Source organism: Thermobifida fusca NBRC 14071 = JCM 3263, from assembly GCF_001592045.1.
Lineage (GTDB): Bacteria > Actinomycetota > Actinomycetes > Streptosporangiales > Streptosporangiaceae > Thermobifida > Thermobifida fusca.
In genome coordinates, this window is the sequence record NZ_BCWB01000027.1 from 1 (window position 1) to 19,260 (window position 19,260).

General features: G+C 68.1%; 18 protein-coding genes and 1 other RNA gene. 8 read left to right on the forward strand and 11 right to left on the reverse strand.

Annotated elements, in window-relative coordinates; all coding sequences use genetic code 11:
- Window positions 1–510 (reverse strand): response regulator transcription factor (locus TF1_RS06000; RefSeq protein ID WP_061783725.1); only part of this gene is annotated, 510 nt, incomplete at its 3' end.
- A 613-nt stretch (window positions 511–1,123) separates the two neighbouring features.
- Between TF1_RS06000 and TF1_RS16120 the strand changes: the two genes are divergently transcribed.
- Window positions 1,124–1,294 (forward strand): hypothetical protein, encoded by a 171-nt coding sequence (locus TF1_RS16120; RefSeq protein ID WP_155983545.1) that lies wholly within the window; start codon window positions 1,124–1,126, stop codon window positions 1,292–1,294.
- Between the two features lie 253 nt (window positions 1,295–1,547).
- On the opposite strand, the gene TF1_RS06005 is transcribed toward TF1_RS16120, so the two are convergent.
- On the reverse strand, window positions 1,548–2,348 hold the full coding sequence (locus tag TF1_RS06005) for an inositol monophosphatase family protein (protein WP_011292367.1): 801 nt from the start codon (window positions 2,346–2,348) through the stop codon (window positions 1,548–1,550).
- 409 nt (window positions 2,349–2,757) lie between these two features.
- Here TF1_RS06005 and TF1_RS06010 point away from each other — a divergent pair, with 409 nt between their 5' ends.
- Window positions 2,758–3,834: a polysaccharide deacetylase family protein gene (locus TF1_RS06010; RefSeq protein ID WP_016188907.1), complete on the forward strand. Its 1,077-nt coding sequence runs from the start codon at window positions 2,758–2,760 to the stop codon at window positions 3,832–3,834.
- 58 nt (window positions 3,835–3,892) lie between these two features.
- On the opposite strand, the gene TF1_RS06015 is transcribed toward TF1_RS06010, so the two are convergent.
- The gene (locus tag TF1_RS06015; protein ID WP_011292369.1) at window positions 3,893–4,924 is read right to left on the reverse strand and encodes a ferrochelatase; all 1,032 of its coding nucleotides are present in this window, start codon (window positions 4,922–4,924) and stop codon (window positions 3,893–3,895) included.
- A 165-nt stretch (window positions 4,925–5,089) separates the two neighbouring features.
- On the opposite strand from TF1_RS06015, the gene TF1_RS06020 reads away from it, so the two are divergent.
- Entirely contained in the window at window positions 5,090–6,391 is a 1,302-nt protein-coding gene (locus tag TF1_RS06020; RefSeq protein ID WP_011292370.1) for a D-arabinono-1,4-lactone oxidase, read from the forward strand.
- A gap of 337 nt (window positions 6,392–6,728) precedes the next feature.
- Window positions 6,729–7,721 carry a septation protein SepH gene (gene sepH / locus TF1_RS06025; RefSeq protein ID WP_011292371.1) on the forward strand — a complete coding sequence of 331 codons (993 nt, stop codon included), beginning with the start codon at window positions 6,729–6,731 and terminating at the stop codon, window positions 7,719–7,721.
- Window positions 7,722–7,765: 44 nt separating this feature from the next.
- Here the strand turns inward: sepH and TF1_RS06030 are convergent, their stop codons facing one another.
- Together TF1_RS06030 and TF1_RS06035 are read right to left on the reverse strand one after the other, a co-directional pair.
- Window positions 7,766–9,430 (reverse strand): PH domain-containing protein, encoded by a 1,665-nt coding sequence (locus TF1_RS06030; protein ID WP_011292372.1) that lies wholly within the window; start codon window positions 9,428–9,430, stop codon window positions 7,766–7,768.
- Window positions 9,427–9,855 (reverse strand): PH domain-containing protein, encoded by a 429-nt coding sequence (locus TF1_RS06035; RefSeq protein WP_016188908.1) that lies wholly within the window; start codon window positions 9,853–9,855, stop codon window positions 9,427–9,429. Before TF1_RS06035 ends, TF1_RS06030 begins: the two co-directional genes overlap by 4 nt.
- Window positions 9,856–10,184: 329 nt before the next feature.
- On the opposite strand from TF1_RS06035, the gene TF1_RS06040 reads away from it, so the two are divergent.
- Together TF1_RS06040 and TF1_RS06045 are read left to right on the forward strand one after the other, a co-directional pair.
- Window positions 10,185–10,742: a YbhB/YbcL family Raf kinase inhibitor-like protein gene (locus tag TF1_RS06040; RefSeq protein WP_011292374.1), complete on the forward strand. Its 558-nt coding sequence runs from the start codon at window positions 10,185–10,187 to the stop codon at window positions 10,740–10,742.
- 335 nt (window positions 10,743–11,077) lie between these two features.
- On the forward strand, window positions 11,078–12,859 hold the full coding sequence (locus TF1_RS06045) for a hypothetical protein (RefSeq protein WP_016188909.1): 1,782 nt from the start codon (window positions 11,078–11,080) through the stop codon (window positions 12,857–12,859).
- 309 nt (window positions 12,860–13,168) lie between these two features.
- On the opposite strand, the gene TF1_RS16230 is transcribed toward TF1_RS06045, so the two are convergent.
- The 5 genes from TF1_RS16230 to TF1_RS06070 all read right to left on the reverse strand — a co-directional run bounded on the left by TF1_RS16230 (window position 13,169) and on the right by TF1_RS06070 (window position 16,881).
- A complete protein-coding gene (locus TF1_RS16230; RefSeq protein ID WP_169803309.1) occupies window positions 13,169–13,312 on the reverse strand; it encodes a hypothetical protein in 144 nt (47 codons plus the stop codon).
- Window positions 13,313–13,659: 347 nt separating this feature from the next.
- An RNA gene (rnpB, locus tag TF1_RS06055) (RNase P RNA component class A) lies at window positions 13,660–14,043 on the reverse strand.
- A 52-nt stretch (window positions 14,044–14,095) separates the two neighbouring features.
- The gene (locus TF1_RS06060) at window positions 14,096–15,232 is read right to left on the reverse strand and encodes a bifunctional RNase H/acid phosphatase (protein ID WP_016188911.1); all 1,137 of its coding nucleotides are present in this window, start codon (window positions 15,230–15,232) and stop codon (window positions 14,096–14,098) included.
- 22 nt (window positions 15,233–15,254) lie between these two features.
- The gene (locus TF1_RS06065) at window positions 15,255–15,998 is read right to left on the reverse strand and encodes a zinc ribbon domain-containing protein (RefSeq protein ID WP_011292378.1); all 744 of its coding nucleotides are present in this window, start codon (window positions 15,996–15,998) and stop codon (window positions 15,255–15,257) included.
- A gap of 46 nt (window positions 15,999–16,044) precedes the next feature.
- Entirely contained in the window at window positions 16,045–16,881 is an 837-nt protein-coding gene (locus TF1_RS06070; RefSeq protein WP_011292379.1) for a Nif3-like dinuclear metal center hexameric protein, read from the reverse strand.
- A gap of 170 nt (window positions 16,882–17,051) precedes the next feature.
- Here TF1_RS06070 and TF1_RS06075 point away from each other — a divergent pair, with 170 nt between their 5' ends.
- Together TF1_RS06075 and TF1_RS06080 are read left to right on the forward strand one after the other, a co-directional pair.
- The gene (locus tag TF1_RS06075) at window positions 17,052–17,933 is read left to right on the forward strand and encodes a deoxyribonuclease IV (protein ID WP_016188913.1); all 882 of its coding nucleotides are present in this window, start codon (window positions 17,052–17,054) and stop codon (window positions 17,931–17,933) included.
- 94 nt (window positions 17,934–18,027) lie between these two features.
- Window positions 18,028–18,354 (forward strand): hypothetical protein, encoded by a 327-nt coding sequence (locus TF1_RS06080; protein ID WP_011292381.1) that lies wholly within the window; start codon window positions 18,028–18,030, stop codon window positions 18,352–18,354.
- On the opposite strand, the gene TF1_RS06085 is transcribed toward TF1_RS06080, so the two are convergent.
- Window positions 18,324–19,082: an adenosylcobinamide amidohydrolase gene (locus TF1_RS06085; RefSeq protein ID WP_011292382.1), complete on the reverse strand. Its 759-nt coding sequence runs from the start codon at window positions 19,080–19,082 to the stop codon at window positions 18,324–18,326. The genes TF1_RS06080 and TF1_RS06085 overlap by 31 nt on opposite strands.
- Window positions 19,083–19,260: the final 178 nt, after the last annotated feature.

Sequence of the window (19,260 nt, forward strand, 5' to 3'; positions counted from 1 at the left end):
GCTCACCACGGCCCCGTTGGCGCGCATGAGGACTTCGAGGACCGCGAACTCTTTAGGGGTGAGCGAGACGGGCCGCCCGTCTCGCTCCACCGTGTGGTTGGCAGGGTCCAGGGTGATGCCCTGGCGGCGGAGCACCGGCGGCAGCGGGGGCACGGAGCGCCGGGCGAGGGCGCGCACCCGGGCGACGAGTTCGGCGAAAGCGAAGGGCTTGGCCATGTAGTCGTCGGCGCCCAGGCTGAGCCCGGCCACCTTGTCGTCGAGCTCCCCGGCCGCGGTGAGCATGAGGATCCGTCCCGGGTAACGGGCCGTGGCCAAAGATTTGCAGACTTCGTCACCGTGGGTTCCCGGCAGGTCCCGGTCCAGGATGATGACGTCGTAGTCGTTGACATTGGCACGTTCGAGGGCGCTGTCGCCGTCGTAGGCGACGTCCACCGCCATCGATTCGCGACGCAGTCCTACCGCGATCGCGTCGGCCAGAACCTGCTCGTCTTCGACCACGAGTACGCGCACTGTGTCCTTCGTTCGTTTTCGTGGTGATAAGGAAAAGGCCGCTGCCGGCGCATCCCCCAACACACCGGCAGCGGCGTTTATCTCCGGCTGCGCCTTCAGTTGTCCACTCCTCGACAAGGTGGAAGCCCTCGCCAAGGGCGTCTCACGCAGCCGGAAGCACGACTTCCGGCTGGAGGCCGGTTACCCCTTTGATGATACTTCGAACCCGACGCCTCCGACACACGAGGCGTACTGTTCTGTGCACTCAGCGGCCCGAAAAGAAGGAGTCGCGGTCGGCGCATCCCCCAACCGCCGACCGCGACGTTCACCCCGCACATCTCAAATTTGACACAGCACGGATAAGAAAGAGATAAGCGTTGCCTTTCCGTGATCATCCTGGGGTATTGGCCCTGCTCCGCACATTGCGCGTTATTCTCCGGATCCCCCTGTGCCCCGCGTAGGGGCCGGGGTTATCGTGGTGCCCTGTCGCACCGATCGATCAAGCACAGCGTCGTGCTCCTCGGGAGAGAAATCTCTCAGTCCCGTCACGGAATTCTGTCGAACCGTGATGTTTGGTGCGCGGACTGTCATGGGTATGGTCGGCAACCGCCAACCATGGTGAGAGAGGGGTGTGATGATGGGCGAGTTTCTGGCAGAGATTCGCGTACGAATCCGCGAAACCTCTACGTCGCTCCAAGCGGCCCAGGCTGCCGGAGACGAATTCCTTGCCGACGCGCACGCGTCGGAGCTGGAGGACTTGCACCGCATCGCTGCCCTCCACGGAATCGATCCGTACAGCGCGTAACTGGCGGCATGCCGCGGCAAGGCCGGGGCACCTGCAGGGCGGCCCGGCCTTCGGCATCGGCGCCGCCCGCCCCGTCCGCAGGCGGAATGGCGGATGGCATGCGCCGGTGCACTGCGCTGTTTCCCCGACGACTCGCCTCGCTGCTCCCGACCGGAAGCAGCCCGGAATAGTCCCGAGCAGACTCGGCACACCGGTACGACGCTGAGTCAGGGACGGCACGTGCGCACCCCACCGCCACGGACCGGAACACCGGTCAGGCGTCCCGGTCCGCTTCCAGCGACACCAAGAGGTCGTGGAGCGGTTCGAACAGGCCTGGGGGTGCGGCCACCAGCATGGCGTTATTCGGCGGGGTGCCGCGCAGCCCCGCCACGCGAGCCCCTGCTTCTTCCGCGATCAAGGCCCCTGCGCCCCAGTCCCACGGGTGGACGCCTTGCTCGTAGTAGGCGTTGACGCTCCCCTCCGCCACTGTGCACAGGTCGATCGCGGCTGAGCCGCCCCGGCGGATGTCCCGGATCTTCGGCAGGAGTGCGCCGAGTACCTGAGCCTGCTTACGGCGGCGCTCTGCCGCATAGCCGAACCCGGTAGCGACCAGGGCCATGCTGAGGTCCACGGGGTCGGCCACGGAGATCGGTTCCCCGTTGCGGTAGGCGCCTTCCCCGCGCACTGCGGTGTAGGTCCGCCCGAGCACGGGGACCTCCACTACCCCGGCCACCACTTCCCCGTCGACTTCCGCGGCGACGCTGACGGCCCATTCGGCCCGCCCGTAGAGGTAGTTGACCGTGCCGTCGATGGGGTCGACCACCCAGCGCACCTGGCTTCTGCCCTGGGCTGCGCCGCCCTCCTCCCCCAGGATCGCGTCGTCGGGCCGAGCGCTGAGGAGGACGTCGCGGATCATCTCCTCGGTGGCCCGGTCCATCTCGGTGACCACATCAGTGGGCGAGGACTTGACGTCGAGTACTGAGATTCCGTGTTGGCCGCGCGCTGCCAGCGCACCTCCTTTACGGGCCGCTTCCAGCGCAAGGTCCAGCAACTCCCGCGGATCGGGAACGGTCACGGTGGTCTCCTCACAACGGATTTGTGGGGTGCCTTGCCCGGGCGGGACTGCGGAGCCCTCTTACTCCCTCGTGGAGCGCATTGCCGGCGTTTTTCTTTTTGTCCGCAGACACCGCCGCTTGTCAGTTTGTGCCGCATTCGAGCCTATCTGTGGCCGCTGATCCACGAAGGGACACAACGCACAACACTCGACACTTTATGTAACCAATCAGCTACTCAAAGTGATAAATTTCTCGCGGTCACCGCCCTTTCACGTTCTCACGCCGAAAAGCCGAAGGAACCAGGATCTCGTGGGAAAAATTTCGCGTCGCACTTTTCTGTCCGCCACCGCACTCACCGCCTTGGGTACCGTCGGTTGCTCGACGACACAGGCCGGGACCGGTCCTGAGGCCGCGCCGCGACGAGTCCGAGTGATCGGTGACGGCTCTACGTCAGACACCGGACCGCAGCCCAACCAGCCGACCGTCGACCAGCTCGACCGCCGGTCAGGGCCACCGCAGTTCGTCGTCGTCTCCTGGGACGGTGCCGGAGAACTCAGCGACAGGCTGTTCAGCCGCTTCCGCGAGGTGGCCCGCCGCAACAACGCCCATATGACCTTCTTCCTCAGCGGCATCTACCTGCTGCCCGAGCACCGTAAACACCTCTACCATCCGCCGAAGCACCCGGTGGGCGCCTCCGATATCGGCTATCTCAGCGAGGAGTCCATCCACCGCACCATCCGGCAGCTCGACTTGGCCTGGCGGGAAGGCCATGAGATCGGCACCCACTTCAACGGGCACTTCTGCGGACCCAACGGGGTGTCCACCTGGTCGCCCGCCGACTGGGAGTCGGAGATCCAGCAGGCCATCAAGTTCGTGATGACCTGGAAAACCAACACCGGATTCACCGACCTTTCGCCCTTGCCGTTCGACTACCGCAAGGAACTCGTGGGCGGCCGCACCCCCTGCCTGCAAGGCAGAGACCAACTCCTGCCCACCGCGGCCAAACTCGGCTGGCGCTACGACGCGAGCTCTCCCGGATGGCTGCAGGTCTGGCCTGTGCGCCGGCACGGACTGTGGGACTTCCCCCTGCAGTCGCTGCCCATGGCCGGCGAAGACTTCGAAGTCCTGTCCATGGACTACAACATCATGGTCAACCAGTCGAAGACGCCCCAGGGCGACCGCAGCAAATACGGCCGGTGGCGCGCCCAAGCCCGCGACACCTACCTGAAAGGGTTCGAACGCGCCTACTTCAGCAACCGGGCCCCGCTGTTCATCGGAAACCACTTCCAACGGTGGAACGGCGGCATCTACATGGACGCGGTTGAACAGTTCATGGACGAAATCGGCGGGGAACCCGACGTCCGAATGGTCTCCTTCCGGCAGCTCGCCGACTGGCTCGACGCCCAAGACCCCGGTGTCCTCACGAAACTCGCCCGGCTCAACGTCGGCCAGGCCCCGCCGGGAGGCTGGGAGGAATACCTGAACTCCGATGCTCCGCTGCCTTGACTGCCTGCCTGGCTGACGGGGGTGACCCGGTCACCGCCGGATCACCCCCGTCGCACCGTCAGCTCCGCTGGCAGCAGTCAGCTGGATCGTCGTGGCACGACCGTTCGATAGCGCCCAGGCCGCGCGGCGGACGCCCCTCCGCCCGCTCCGCCACCAGGTCGCGGACCATCGCGACGAACGCCGGGTGCGTTCCCGGAGCGGCCGCCCGCTCCAGGCGGATGCCGAGCTTCTCCGCGGTCTCGCGGGCCTCCACGTCCAGGTCGTACTTGACCTCCATGTGGTCGGAGACGAACCCGTGCGGAACCACGACCACCGACCGCACGCCTTCCTTCGCCAACTGCTCCAGCCGATCGTTGATGTCAGGCTCCAGCCACGGCTGGGAGGGCGGGCCGCTGCGGCTCTGGTAGACGATCTCGTAGGGGTAGTCGCGGTCGAGGCGTTCCGTGATCAGCCGGGCTGTCTCCAGCAGCTGCGCCTCATAGGCGGTCAGCGACCCGTAGTCGCGGCGGGGATCGCCTGACTTCTTCGCCATCGCGATCGGCAGGGAGTGCGCCGAGTACAGCAGCCGCGTCTCCGGCCGCAGCTCCTCAGGAATCCGCTCCAACGCCTGGCGGGTGTGGTCAACGAAAGCGTCGATGAACCCGGGGTGGTCGTAGAAGGGGCGGATCAGGTCAATCTCGGGAGCCTCCGGCACCGCGGCGCGAGCCCGCTCGATGTCCTCCAAGTACTGCCGGTGGCTCGAGTAGTTGCTGTACGCCGACGTCGCCAGCGCCACCGCGCGGCGCACCCCGTTGCGCGCCATCTCGGCCACGGTGTCCTCGAGGTAGGGGTCCCAGTTGCGGTTACCCCAGTAGATGGGCAGTTCGACCCCGTTGGCGGCGAAGTCGTCACGCAACGCTGCGATCAGGTCCCGGCACTGCTGGTTGATGGGGCTGACCCCATCGAAGAGGTAGTAGTGCTCCCCGACTTCAGCCAACCGTTCCCGAGGGATGCCCCGACCGCGGGTGACATTCTCCAGGAACGGGATAACGTCTTCCCTCTTCTCCGGACCACCGAAGGAGATCAGCAGAAACGCGTCATAGGACCTCATGGCCCCATCAAACCAGCACTCCGCGTGACCCGTGCACCACCCCCTCCTTCACGGCGGCGTGACCCTCTTGACAGTCCGCCGCCGAGCCCGCACACTGCGAATCCCCTCCTCGAAGCCAGACCCGCCCCACCCGGTCCCCGGGCCAACCCCCCTGCTGAGGACGCCGTGACCCGCACTCTTTGGCACAACTGGGCTGACACCTGCCGCATCACCCCCACCCGGATCGCCACCCCTACCAGCACCGCCGAGGTCGTCGCCGAAGTACGCGCAGCCGCGGCGGCGGGCAGCCGGATCCGCATGGTGGGATCAGGGCACTCCTTCACCGACATCGCGGCCACCGACGGCACCCTGCTCTCCCCCGCCGCCCTGGCCTCGGTGCGCTCCGTGGACCTCGCCGCCGGACGCGCCACCGTCGAAGCGGGAATGCGGCTCTGCGACCTCAACGAAACGCTCGCCGCGCACGGCGCAGCCCTGACCAACATGGGAGACATCGCCGTGCAGACGCTGGCGGGTGCCACCCAGACCGGCACTCACGGGACCGGCCGCGCCTCGGCGAGCCTCGCCGCACAGATTCAGCAACTGGAACTGGTCCTGGCCGACGGGTCCGTGGTCACCTGTTCCCGAGACGAGGACCCGGACCTGTTCGACGCCGCCCGCGCGGGCCTGGGAGCGTTCGGCGTGGTGACCGCAATCACCATGGCGGTCGAGCCCGCGTTCCTGCTGCACGCCCGGGAAACCCCCATGCCGCTGGGGGAAGTCCTCGAACGCTTGGAGGAGCTGCGCACCACCAACGACCACTTCGAGTTCTTCTGGTTCCCGCACACCGAACGCACCATCACCAAGCGCAACAACCGCGTCCCCGGCCCAGCCCGCCCGCTTTCAGCCTTCCGCGCTTGGCTGGATGACGAGTTCCTCTCCAACTCGGTGTTCGAAGTCGTCAACCGGATGGCGCGGCGCCTGCCCCGCCTCATCCCCGCGATCAACCAGATCTCGGCGCGGGCGTTGACCGCGCGCGAATACGTCGACGTCTCCTACCGGGTGTTCACCAGTCCGCGCCGGGTCAAGTTCGTGGAAATGGAGTACGCGATCCCCGTCGAGCACCTGCCCGACGTCCTCCACGACATGCGCGCCGTGTTCGCGAGCAGCCGCCACCGGATCAGCTTCCCCGTGGAAGTGCGGTTCGCCCCCGCCGACGACGTGTGGCTGTCCCCCGGCTACGGCAGGGAGAGCGCGTACGTGGCCGTGCACGTCTACCAGGGCTGCCCGTGGCAGGAGTATTTCGCGGACCTGGAGGCGATCTTCACCGCTGCGGCGGGACGGCCCCACTGGGGCAAGATGCACACCCGCACCTTGTCCTACTTGGACAAGGTTTATCCTCGGCTGCGCGACGCTCTCGAAGTGCGCGAGCGGGTCGATCCGCACCGGCGCTTCACCAACGCCTATCTCGACCGCGTGTGGGGAGAATAGTCTCGGCGCAACGATCCGTCTGCGGTCTCCTCTGCCTTTGCTCGGCGTGTCAGCTCGACAGGCGCTCCGCAATACGGTCCGCTTTCTCACAGCCGTGGCCGGGACTTGCCACCCCACACAAACGGGAGAAAACGGGCCAGTGTCCACAACCACGGCCTGGCCGTGCCCCTCTCGGCGTGTCGGGATGGCACGATAGGGGAGTGCACCGCGCTCCGCTTCAGGCGTGTCTTCGAACATGCCGGGTGCGGTACTGGCTCGAAGGACCTGGGCCGACAAGACTGTGAACTGGGGGATACCGGGTTTCCCACCCCCTCGACGGGACGCGAAAGGGAGGGCGATGCAAGAGCTTCGCCTGGTCGCCGTCAGTGAGGACGGAACCTACCTGGTGCTGGCCAGTGCCGGACGCGGAACCCGTTTCATGCTGCCCGTCGACGACCGGCTCCGCGCTGCCGTGCGCGGGCAATTCTCTCGGCTCGGCCAGTACGAGATCGAAGTGGAGAATCCGTTGCGCCCCAAGGAGATCCAGGCCCGGATACGCGCGGGAGAAACTGCCGAATCTATTGCCCAGGCCGCAGGAATCCCTGTCGAGCGCGTGCGCTGGTTTGAAAGCCCAGTGCTGCAGGAGCGCGAGTACATGGCCCGGCAAGCGCAGCTTGCCCTGGTCCGCCGTCCCGGGGAGACCGCCCCGGGCCCCACCCTCGGCGACTTAGTAGCCGAACGGATTGGCGTGGCCCAACTGGAATCGGGGGAGGCGACCTGGGACTCGTGGAAGCGGGAGGACAACACCTGGCAGGTCAAACTGTCCTTCCGTGTCATGGGGGAAGAGCACGTCGCCCATTGGATCTACGAGCCGCGGCGCCGCTCGGTCACTCCCTATGACGAGGAGGCGGTGCGTCTCCTCTCCGCTGACGACCGTGAAGTATCGGTGCCGCCCGCACCTCCCGAGGCAACCGTCACTCCTTTCACTCCACGCCGCTCCCCGGCACGGGAGGCTGCCCCGCCGCCCCAGGCGCCTGCCGCGACACCTCAGGAGACGGACGCCTCGACAACGCCCCGCTCCCCCATCACCACAGAGCTGGTGCGCCCCACCACCGAAGACACGGTGTTCACTGCCACCGTGCCGGAACGCCACCACCGGCCCGGTCCCGCCCCCACGCCCGGTCCCGGCTCCCCGACACAGCGGGGTGCCAGCCCGCAGCGGGCGAGCCGCCCCGAAGCGTCCGTGCCCGCGGCCACCGGAGCTTCCCAGCAGCCCCGCCGTAAACGCGGCCGCCGCACCTCAGTGCCGTCCTGGGACGAGATCATGTTCGGGTCGAAGCGGTCTGACTGAGACCGCACCTGCCGACCAGCAGCCGGCCAGGGTCCGCGGCCAGGCTAGGCGCCCGCACCGCCAGAACGGTCACCCTCCTGGCCGGAAGTGTCCGCCGCCTGGTCAGCAGCCCCGGCAGCAGACGCTGCCAGGAACGGGGCGAGCAGTTCCGGGGTGACGGCATGGGCGAACGCCACCGAGTCCGCGAAATCGACGTCGATCGCGTCGTATCCTCCGCTGCCCGCACCAACGGTGGCTTTCATGGTGGCCAGCCCGGCCCGACGCTGGAACACGCTCTGCCGCCACCGCCAGCCGATGATGGCGGAGCGGGCCACCGTGGCCTGCACCCGGGCGAGCGACCCGGAGCGGACACTGACCTGTTCCCCGTCGTAGCCGTGCCCCAGGGAGCGGTAGCGGTCCATACCCAGCGGCACTCCCAGCACCGCCACCGCGAGCAGCCCACCGGCCACCCAGAACCAGCCGAGTGCTGCCGCACACCCGGCGAGCAGCAGCGGCGGCACCACCGCGCGGAACAGTCGGCGGGAGCGCGCAGCCGCGGGATGGGCGACCAGCTTGCCGTGGAACGGACGCAACGCTTGCGCCACAATCCGCTCCACCTCGGCCCGCGGCCCCAGCGGCAGCAGCGCCGAACGGGACGTGGACCCGCCGAGCCCGGTGACGATCGCGGACAGCCGGCCTAGAGCCCACGGCCGCTGCACGAGGGTGTCGTGCAGTTCGTAACCGTGGATACGGCGGTACTCCAACGTGACGCTGTGCCGGGTGAACAGTCCACGCTCGGTGACCAGGGCCTCCCCGCGGCGGTGCAGGGTGAACTGCCACTGGTTGATCATGTAGGAGACCACGGCGAACAGCGGCATGGCCACGAGTATCGCCGCCACCACTCCGACAAGGGTGAGGAGCAGCAGCCCGCTCCGGGAGGTGACGATCCCCCAGATCGTGTCCGCCTGGCCGATGACGTAGGCGCCGATCACCTCAGCGTCGATGAACTGGTTGAAGAAACCGAACAGGGCCGCCAGCACAGCAAACGGGGTGAGCAGGTAGGCGGGGCTCAGCACCGCGTAGAGGTACCAGCGCCACGGCATCCGGAAGTACGTGACCTCCGCGCTTTCCGCGGGGGCCGCCTCGGTTTCCGCTGCTGGTTCCTCTGCCTCAGCCGCCTCGTGCTCCACCAGGAGGGAGTGGCGGCGCAGCAGTTCCACGCGGAGCTGTTCCGCCTCGGCGGTGGCGATCGCGTCGAGCTTCGCCTCCTCCTGTTGGAGGGCGCCGCCTGCGGCCGCGTCGATCCGGACCACAGCCAGCCCGAAAATGCGATGCAGCAGGGTGGAGGTGACGTTGACGCCTCGGATACGTTCCAGCGGGATCGCGCGCCGGCTCCGGGAGATCAGACCGGAGCGGATCTCCAGTCGCTCGCCGATGATCTGGTAGCGCACGGTCCAGTAGCGGACGATGCCGGCGACGACCAGCAGGACACCGACCAGGACTGTGCCGCCAAGCACCCACGGGTTGAAGTCGCCCGCGAACAGCGCCACCAGCACGGGCAGGCCCGCCGAACGGCCGTGCTGGATTGCGGTGGTTACCACGGTGAGCGGGCTGAGCCGCCGCTCCGCCTCAGCGGCCAGGCGGGGCGCGGCCGACTCAGGGCGCGAGCCGTCCGGTTCGGGAAGGTCCGCACCGGCCTGGTCGGGTTGCGGCTCATGCTCGGCGTTCACGTGGCGTCACTCCGCAGTTGTCCCGCGCGTGCAGCTAGTTCTTCGGAGAGCTGCCGGGCCTGCGCTTCAGGCAGCCCTTTGATCGTTGAGGAGCCGGCGTGTGAAGCGGTCTGGATTTCCACGGTGGCCAAGTCGAAGAGCCGCTCCAGCCAGCCCTGCGTGTGGTCCACGGTCTGCAGGCGGGTGATCGGCACAAGCTGCCAGGTACGGCTGATCCAGCCCTTGCGGGTGTAGACGACGTCGGCGGTGACCTCCCACCGGTACACCCGGTAGCGCCACCGCGGTGCGACCACCAGTTTGACCACGCTGTAGCAGGCGACGGCCACGGGCACCCACCAGATCCGGTCCACCAACCAGTCTGGCAGCCAGCCCCACCGGGCTGTGTCCACAGCCCACGCAGTCAGTGTGATCCCTCCGACTGTCACCGCCCCTTCGATCGCGTCCGTGACGGTCCATAGCCAGACCGCTCGAGGAGAAACCCGGTTTTTGGGAGGTCGAAGCTGGACTGTGGTCACCTGCCCAAGTTTACGCGTAGTGCCCGAAAGAAGCGTGTTTCATGTCACCTGTGCCGCTGCAGAGCGTCAACGACGTCCGCACTTCTTCGGGATCATTCCTGGCAGGAGGGACGAAAGGACCATGACGGCAGTATGGTTCCTGCGGAACCGCTGACGCGTCCCGCGGCTTTGTGTTCGGATTCTGCCGGGCGCATTCTCGCGGATTCCCCTACGTTCGTTCCGTGCCTCACAGGAGTCCCATGTTCTCCCTTGCACGACATCGCCGTAGCACCGCCGGTACGGCCGCAGCCGTACTGCTCGCGTTGACCGCCACCGGATGCGGAGTGCTGATCGGACCCAGCAACGGCGAAGTGAGCGACGACATCACCGTCACCAGTCCGATGCTGCGGGAAGGCGAAAAGATCCCGGACCGTTATACCTGTGCAGGCGAAGGGATGTCCCCGCCCTTGCGCTGGTCCGGACTGCCTGCCGAAACAGAGTCGTTGGCGTTGGTCGTCGACACCGTCTACGAGTCAGGCGGCGCGGCCGTGCACTGGGTGGTCTACGGGCTCGACCCGGACAACCCGGAGCTTCCCGAGGGGACCGTCCCCATCCCCGCACAGCAAGGGATGAACAGTTTCGACACGGCCAGCTACCAGCCGCTGTGCCCGGAGAAAGGCAACGAGCACGAGTTCCGGTTCACGGTCTACGCCCTCTCTGAACGCGTGGAGCTCGGAGAGGCCGCGCCCTTGGACGTGGCACTCGGCGCGATCGCCACGCGCACTCTGGCACGAGGACGGCTGACAAGCGTGCCGTGACACCCCTGAAAGACCGCGATTTACCCAGCTTTCCCGAAAGGCTATCTTGATTCCCCCCTGCACGGATGGCACATCTATGCATAAAGTGGGGCCGTGCACCCCGCTGATTTGTTAATGACCGAATCCACTTCACGTCCACCGGTGCGCTGGCGTGTCCGGGGGCCACGGCGTCCGGACACCACTTCCGGGGTGTCGCATGCCCGGCATCGCTCACCATCCTCCCGGTGCGGTGTGCGCCAGGGCGGGGTAGGCCCGACGCCGGAAGCTCCCTCCACCACCGCCGGTGCCGTCTCTGTCCTCTACCAGGCCGCGGGGCCCAAGGTGGTGTATTCACCATGATCATCGCGCTCATCGCCGTTATCGTCATCATCGTCCTCCTACTCATCGTCCTGGGGCTGCGCTCCTTGGGGGCGAGCAGTGGAGCCGATGACTACGACGAGTACGACGACTACGACGAGACTGTGGAGGACGAGGTGGCGGAGCGGCCGCGGCGTTCCGCGCGCCACACGCCCCGCGGCCGAGTCGACGACGTAGCCGAGCTCGACGAAGACCCCGTGGCGGATGAGGAGGAGGAACCGCGTTCCCGCCGGCGTTCTCGGGGCTCCTCCGAGTCGCGTGCCTCCCGCAAGTCGCGGTCCCGCAAGAAACGCGACGACTGGGACGATGAGGACGCGGACTACTTCTCCAGCCTGTACGCCGACAGTGACGACGAGTCCGACGACGACCCGTTCCGCACGGCGCGCCGCGACACCCGGCACGAGTCGACGCAGGCGATGGACGTGGTCTTCGACGATGACGACGACCTTGACGAGGAGCGGCCTTCCGCACGAGACCACCGCTCCCCGGAGCCGGAGGACGTCCCAGCCGCCCCGGCGCAGGGCAACGACTCTCTCGCGGTGTTGGCGAGCCTCGGCCAGGAGTCTGCTCCCTCCGCGCTGGCCCCGAACGGCGAGCCGGACGCTGCGCAGCGTCCCGCCGACCCTCCGGCTGCCGCGAGCCGCGTGGACGACGACCCGTTGAGCGCCCCTCGGCCCTCCGCGTACGACACCGGAAGCCACCACCGCACTTCCTACGAGGTGGCGGGTGCTCCGACCGCGTCGGCACGGCCGGACGACGACCCGTTGAGCGCTCCCCGGTCTTCCGCGTACGACACCGGCAGCCACCGTCGCGACAGCTCGTACGACGATCCGCTGTCGTCGCCTTCGTTCAGCACCGGCTCCCACAGCCGGAGTGGTCTGGGTGGTGCGCCGTCCCCGTTCGACAGCGGTTCACACGAGCGGAGCCGCTACGACACGCCGCTGCCGGGGGCTCCGTCGGAGCGGTCCGCAGCGCCGGATCCGCTCACCGATCCGTCGTTCACGCCCACGAGCGCGTCCTCCGACACTGGTTCTCCGATCTGGTCGAGCCTGGACACGGGTTCCTACCAGCGGACGTCTCCGGTGCCGCCCAGTCCGCCGCCTTCCGGTGGGCAGCCGCCGCTGGGCGACCCGGCGGAAGCACCCCCTGCTTTCCCCGCCTCATCGACCCCTGCCAGCGGCACCCCCGGTGGCTACGGGTCCACCCCCTACCCGCCCACCCCCGGTTCCTTCAGCTCCTACGACACCGGAACCCAGCCCCGCACCGACTACAACACACCACCCCCCGCATCCACCGGGGACACCGGGTACGGGGCTCCGCTGTTCCCTGCCTCGGGCGAACCGGCTGCTGAGCCGCCGTCTCCTGCCGCTGACCCGTGGGAGCGTCCCCTGTGGGGCCAGAGCCCGACCGGTGGGCAGCCGCCGCTGGGCGACCCGGCGGGAGCACCCCCTGCTTTCCCCGCCTCATCGACCCCTGCCAGCGGCACCCCCGGCGGCTACGGGTCCACCCCCTACCCGCCCACCCCCGGTTCCTTCAGCTCCTACGACACCGGAACCCAGCCCCGCACCGACTACAACACACCACCCTCCGCGCCTTCGGGAACGCCTTATCAGAGCTACGACGTGCTGGGGGACTATCCGCAATCGCCTCCCTCACCAGCGGGGTACGGCGAACCGGGGTATGACCGGCCGCAGGAGTGGCCGCCTGCACGGCCCGACGGTCGCTTCGACGACCGTCCCGACGGCTACCCCTACCGGTAGGACCACGTTCACGCGGTGCGGGGAACCGCGGTTCCCCGCACCGCGTGCTTTTCTCCGTCTGCTCCTACCGCCGCTTGCTCAGCGCGCCTTCCCGCTGGATGAGCGGGCACGAGTCGTGACGAGGAGGTCGGCGATGCTCTGCTTTGCGGTCGCCGCTGGTGGGATCGCGGACCGGAAACCACCCGGGTTCGGGGACGTGCGGGCTCTGGAATGCCTCGGGTGTGCCGGTAGCGGACAGGCGTCTGCCCCGGCGGCGCGCCAGCTGGAGAGGAAGACGAAGGGTGGGCGGCCCGCTAGCGGGCCGCGTGTCTACTCTTCGGACTGATCCTGCTGCGGCCCCGGTTCACGTTCGTCGTTCTCCACCGGCGACGCCTGGTAGATGGCGAGACCGATGATGACGACGATCGCGACGACGGGAAGACCGAACATCAGCAGATACACCGTGGGGCTCATGCTCACCATCTCGGGTTGGTCAGGCGCTGCAACCTCTCCAATGTAACGGTGGGCACGGACTTTACGGGGCACGCACCGCATCTTCGGCGGGCCCTTCCCCCAGTATTTTCTTCCCGTCCGGTGTGACCAGCGGTGCTGTGGGGCATCCCGTGCCACGACGGGCTTTTTCGCGGGTGCCGCAACCCGCTTTCCAACGGTTGCCGAAACCAGCGGATGCCCTGCGTGCCCTGGACGGGGACGACACGGCTGTGTTCCTCGACTCCCGGAAAGACCTCAGACTTCTCGGGGCGCTAAAGAGCGAACAGTCCTGCTCTCGCGCATAAAAGACCAGGCCAGAAGGGCGGAAAACAGGGAGTCGGCCGGTAAGCCGGATTCTGTCAACCCTGAACGGGTTGTGACGGCCATCCATCTAGGACCGCTGTTGCCAGCGGCCTCATGCGGTCTACCCACGGACATCGGACGGGCCGCCCTCAAGCGTCCGTGCAGGAGACCGAAGTCTCCCTCTTGACCTTGCTCCGGGTGGGGTTTACCTAGCCGACCGGATCACTCCGGCCGCTGGTGGTCTCTTACACCACCGTTTCACCCTTACCGTCCCACGGGGACGGCGGTCTGTTTTCTGTGGCACTATCCCGCGGGTCACCCCGGGTCGGTGTTACCGACCACCCTGCCCTGTGGAGTCCGGACTTTCCTCGACACCGCGTGCGCGGTGCCGCGGCCGTCTGGCCGACTCCCTGTAGTAAAGAATTGTACGCCCCGGTGTTTTCTTCCGCGGCCAGTCGCGGCCTAGCAGGCCAGGTGGCCGGTGTCGTTCAGGGAACGCACCACCATCGGGCCATCGCTGAAGCAGTGGACCTCGCAGAGGCACGCCACATCCAGATGCATCCGGTACAGCGCCGGCAGCGGGGCGAGCATGGCCTGCTGGACCAGCAGTTTGATCGGGGTGACGTGGGTGACCACCACCACGGTGCGGCCGCGGTGCCGGGCGAGCACCCGGTCCCGGGCCCGGGTGACCCGGCGGGAGACTTCGGCAAAACTCTCCCCTCCCGGAGGGGGGACGTGCGGGTCGGAGAGCCAGCGGTGGAACTCCTGCGGGGAGTGCTTGCGCGCTTCAGCGAACGTCATCCCCTCCCAGGCGCCGAAGTCGGCTTCCCGGAAGTCCTCCTCCACTTCCACGTCCAGTCCGCATTCCTTGGCCACGTACTGGGCGGTGTCCAGGGTGCGGCGCAGCGGGGAGGAGACGACCACGTCGACGGGGCGTTGCGCGAGCCGCCGTGCCGCGGCTTTAGCCTGCTCGTGGCCGACTTCGGTGAGGGGGATGTCGCCGATCCCGGCGAAACGCCGCTCCACGGACATGGGTGTCTGGCCGTGGCGCAGCAGCAGGAGCCGGGTGGGGTTGGTGTCCGCTGGTCCCCAGCCCAGCGCGGTGCCGTCGGTCTTCCCCTGGTCCACCGGCGGTTCGACCGGTTCGGCTGCCTGCACCGGTTCTGTTCGCTGGGTGCTCCAGTTGCGCACAGCGCCGTCGAGCGCTTCGTTGGCGAGCCGGTCGGCCTGCGCGTTCTGCTCCCGCGGCACCCACCGGTACGTCACCGACGCCAGTGACGCTGCGACCTGCCGGGCCTGGCGGGCCAGCGGCTGCAGCGCCGGATGTTTGATCTTCCAGCGGCCCGACATCTGTTCCACCACGAGCTTGGAGTCCATGCGGACCTCCACTGCGGCGGTCGGGTCAATCGCGGCCGCTGCTTCCAGGCCCGCGATCAGGCCCCGGTATTCGGCCACATTGTTGGTGGCCTCCCCGATCGGGGAGGCGACTTCCGCGAGGAGTTCCCCCGTGTCGGCGTCGCGCACCCGGGCCCCGTACCCGGCTGGGCCGGGGTTGCCCCGGGACGCGCCGTCCGCTTCGATGACGATCCTGCGTCCCATCCCTGCTCTCATTTCGCCGCGGTCACAGCCCGGAGTCTGCGACACGCACCAGGATGCGGCGGCAGTTCTCGCACCGGGTCACCTCTTCGGGCGGGGCCAGGCGCATCTCCCGCAGTTCGGCGGCGCTCAACTGCAGTTTGCAGCCCTCGCACCGGCCGTAGCGCAGGGCTGCTGCTCCGATCCCCGCGTACTGTTCCCGCAGCCGTTCGTAGAGGTTGAGCAGGTCTTCAGGGAGCTCTTTGACGATCCGGCTGCGCCGCTGGGTGGCGCTGTCCAGCTCGTCCTTGATCCGCAGCACCGCTTCGGAGCGGCGGTTTTCTGCGTCATCCCGTTCCTCAACGGCTTCGGTCACTTTCCGGTCGAGGTCCGCGCGGCGCTTGTCGGCTTCCTCCCGGCGCTCCATCAGCTCAAGAGCGATGTCTTCCAACTCGCTCTGCCGGCGCGCCAGCAACTCGATCTCTGCTTGGAGACTCTCCAATTCCCGGGGAGAGGAGATCTGACCGGATTCCATGCGCTGAGTGTTGCGTTCGGCGCGTGCCCGCACTTGGTCGATGTCACGCTCGACTTTGCGCTGCTCCCGGTCGAGGTCGCGGAGCTCTGTCTCGGTGACCGCCAACTGGTCGCGGAGCTCGGTGAGTCGCGCTTCACACTGTCGGAGCTGCTCTTCTTCCGGCAGGGCACGCAGCAGACGGTTGAGCCGGTCACGTTCGGTGTCGGTCTCTTGGAGATCAAGCAGTCGAAGCTGGTGAGCGGGTTCTGCTTTCAACGGTCCTCTGTTCTGTTCTCGACGACGGTGATGGCGCCGCAGTGCATCAAGGCGCAATAGCGGCGCCGAACGACTGCTGCCAAGCGTCAGTAGCGGTTGCGGATACGCGAATTTCCACGTTAGCCCGCTCTCCGCCCAAAGCGTCGCGGAGCCGGGCTGCTCCCTCCGCCAGCCACGGCCATTCGGTGGCCCAGTGTGCGGCGTCGATCAGGGCGATATCGCCGTGTTCGGCGAACTCGGAGGCCGGGTGGTGGCGCAGGTCGGCGGTGAGGAACAGGTCCACTCCGGCACGGCGTGCCGTGTCCAGGAGGGAGTCGCCTGCACCCCCGGACACCGCGATCGTCCGCACCGTGCGGTCCAGGTCCCCGGCCACCCGCAGGCCGCTGGTGGTGGGCGGCAGACCGCGGGCTGCTTGCGCGGCGAACTCGCGGACCGTCATCGGCTCGTTGAGTTCCCCGATGCGTCCGATACCGCGCTGGCCTTCAGGGTCGGTGGGGTCGGGGTCGAGCGGACGCAGCGGCCCGTCGAGTCCGACAGCGGCCGCGAGCGCGTCGGACACACCCGGCGCAGCGGTGTCAGCGTTGGTGTGCGCCGTGTACAGGGCGATACCGGCGCGGATCAGCCGGTGAACCAGTCGCCCCTTGGGGGTGGTGGCGGCCACGCTCGTCACCCCGCGCAGCAGGAGGGGGTGGTGGGTGATGATCAGGTCGGCGCCCCACTGTTCGGCCTCGTTCACGACCACGCCCACCGGGTCCACCGCGAACAGGATCCGTCGGACCGGCTGGTCGGGGTCTCCGCACACCAGTCCGACCGCATCCCAGGACGCGGCCCAGGCCGGATCGTAGATCGCTTCAAAGGCGGCAGTCACTTCGTGCAGTGTCAACGGTGAAGGGCTCACGCAGGCAGCGTAACGCTTCACCGCCGTGGTGTGCCCTAGGGTCCGACGCGGTGTCCCGCGGCCCCGGCCCTGGGCAGCGGGGCGGGAACAGCCGGGCCGGGACGGACGGCAGGTGCTGCAGTCCAAGGCTTGGGGCGGCACTACGCTGGTCGTCCATGGCCCTCGCACCTTTCTCCCGTATCGGAGCGCACGTTCCGGTCTCCGGTGGCCTGGCCAAGCGTGGGTTGTCCTACGCTGACGCGATCGGCGCCGAAGTCATCCAAGTCTTCGTCACCAATCCGCGAAGCTGGGCACATACTCCGGGGAACGCGGAGCAGGATGCGCTGCTGCGCGCCCGCACTGACCTCCCGGTTTTCGTCCACGCCTGCTATCTGATCAACTTGGGTTCGCCCGACGAGGAGATCGCTGCCCGGTCGGTGGCGTCGTTGGAGTACACGCTGCAGCGGGCCGCGCAGATCGGGGCCCGCGGCGTGGTGGTGCACACCGGGTCCGCGGTGCGCGGGGGCCGTGCCGCCGGTCTGGCACGGGTGCGGGCCCGGCTGCTGCCGATTCTGGAGGCGCTGGACGAGGCTGCGCCGCCGGTCCTGCTGGAGCCGATGGCGGGGCAGGGGCAGGTGCTCTGCGCCACGGTGGACGATCTCGCCGACTACTTGGACGCGGTGGACCGCCACCCTAAGGCGGGGGTGTGTCTGGATACCGCGCACGTGTTCGGAGCGGGCCACGACGTCTCCACCCGAGCGGGAATGCGGACAATGTTGGACCGGTTCGGCGAGGTGGTCGGAGCGGACCGGTTGCGGCTGGTGCATGCCAATGATTCGGCTGCGCCGTGCGGGAGCCGCCGGGACCGGCACGCCGGTATCGGACTGGGCTATATCGGCGCTGACCCGTTCGCCGAAGTGTTCACGCACCCGGTTTCCGCGGGGGTTCCCGTGGTGGTGGAGACCCCGGGCCCGGAGGGGCCGCATGCCCGGGATGTGGCCACGCTCAAAGAGTTGCGGGCGCAGGCTGCGACGCCGGAGCAGGAGGCTGCGCGGTGATGCACGCAAGGAGAAAGCGGCGTGCAGGGAAGGCCGGATGCGGGTCGGTTTAGGCCACAATTAGGGGAGGACCGCGAGGGAAGGACACACCGCCATGGATCCCGTGAGTCTGGTGGTCGGCGCGATGATCGCCCTGGGAGGGGTGCTGGTGGGACGCCTGCTGCCCAACCGCCGCTCCTCCGTGCCTCCGGCGCAGGCTTCTCTCACTCAGGGTCCGCGCACCCCTCAGCCGATCTGCGGTTGCGGACACCACCTGGTTTTCCACGACCAAAAGGACAAGACGTGCCAGGCGCAGGTGGTGATTCCGGGACGGTGGACTGGGGAGCGCACCCACACCTACCGGAAGTGCATGTGCCAGGGGTATCGGGGGCCGATGCCGGTGGACGAGTACTACGTGCCCGACATCATCGACGGGGAGTAGGCCGCAGCCCGGTGCGGGGAGCGCTGCTGGGAGCGGGCGGCTTCCCGGCGGGCTCCTTCAGCTACCGCGGCGTAGACGGCGCGGGCGACTCGGCCGCCCCAGCGGGAGCGGACTCCGCCGAACAGTTCCCGCTGGGCGGGCGGGGTGTCGCCGACGAGTGCCGCAACGCAAACCGCGTCTGAGGCGGTGCCGGTGCAGGCGTACCCGCTGTCGAAGAGTGCCTGGACTTTGGCTTCGGTGGCAGTGGCGACCAGGTTGACGAGTGCGGTGTCCGACATGGGGGCGGGCACGGCGACGACGATGTTGATCGTCCCGGGGCGGGTCTCTTCGCCGGGGAGGCGTGCTTCGTCGAGCGCGGGGTCGGCGGCCGCCCAGGTGGGGCGGCCGAGTCCGACGGTGGCGAGGACTTCGACCCCGTGGTCGTCAGCGAAGCATGCTTCGCTGACGTTGGCGGCGGTGAGCAGGCCTACCCCGGTGCCGGTCATCCCGAAGTGGGTGGCGAGTTCTTCGAGGTGGTTGTCCGGGTCGGTCCGCCGGTAGTCGCCGTCGACTTGGGCGTTGATGACGTAGTCCCGTGGTCCGAGGCCGCCGCCGAGCACGCTGGAGGCGGCCATGCGCCAGCCGGGGCCGCACTGCCAGAGCACTGCGGCAAGGGCGCGGCCGTTGTCGCGCCGCCAGCGCAGGTGCGCGGTGAGGAGGGTGCCGTCGCCGATCGTCTCCGTGTCCACTCCGCTCTCCAGGGTCGGTTCCGCGGGGCCACTTTAACGAGTCCGCATCGGGCGGCAGCGGGGTCATGCTTCCATCTGGGCGAATGCCACGCGGAGTACTGCGAGTCTCACGCTTCGTCCCATTGTCTTTTTACGGAGGGTTTACACGGCACATCCGGAACGTTACCCTCCTACTGGG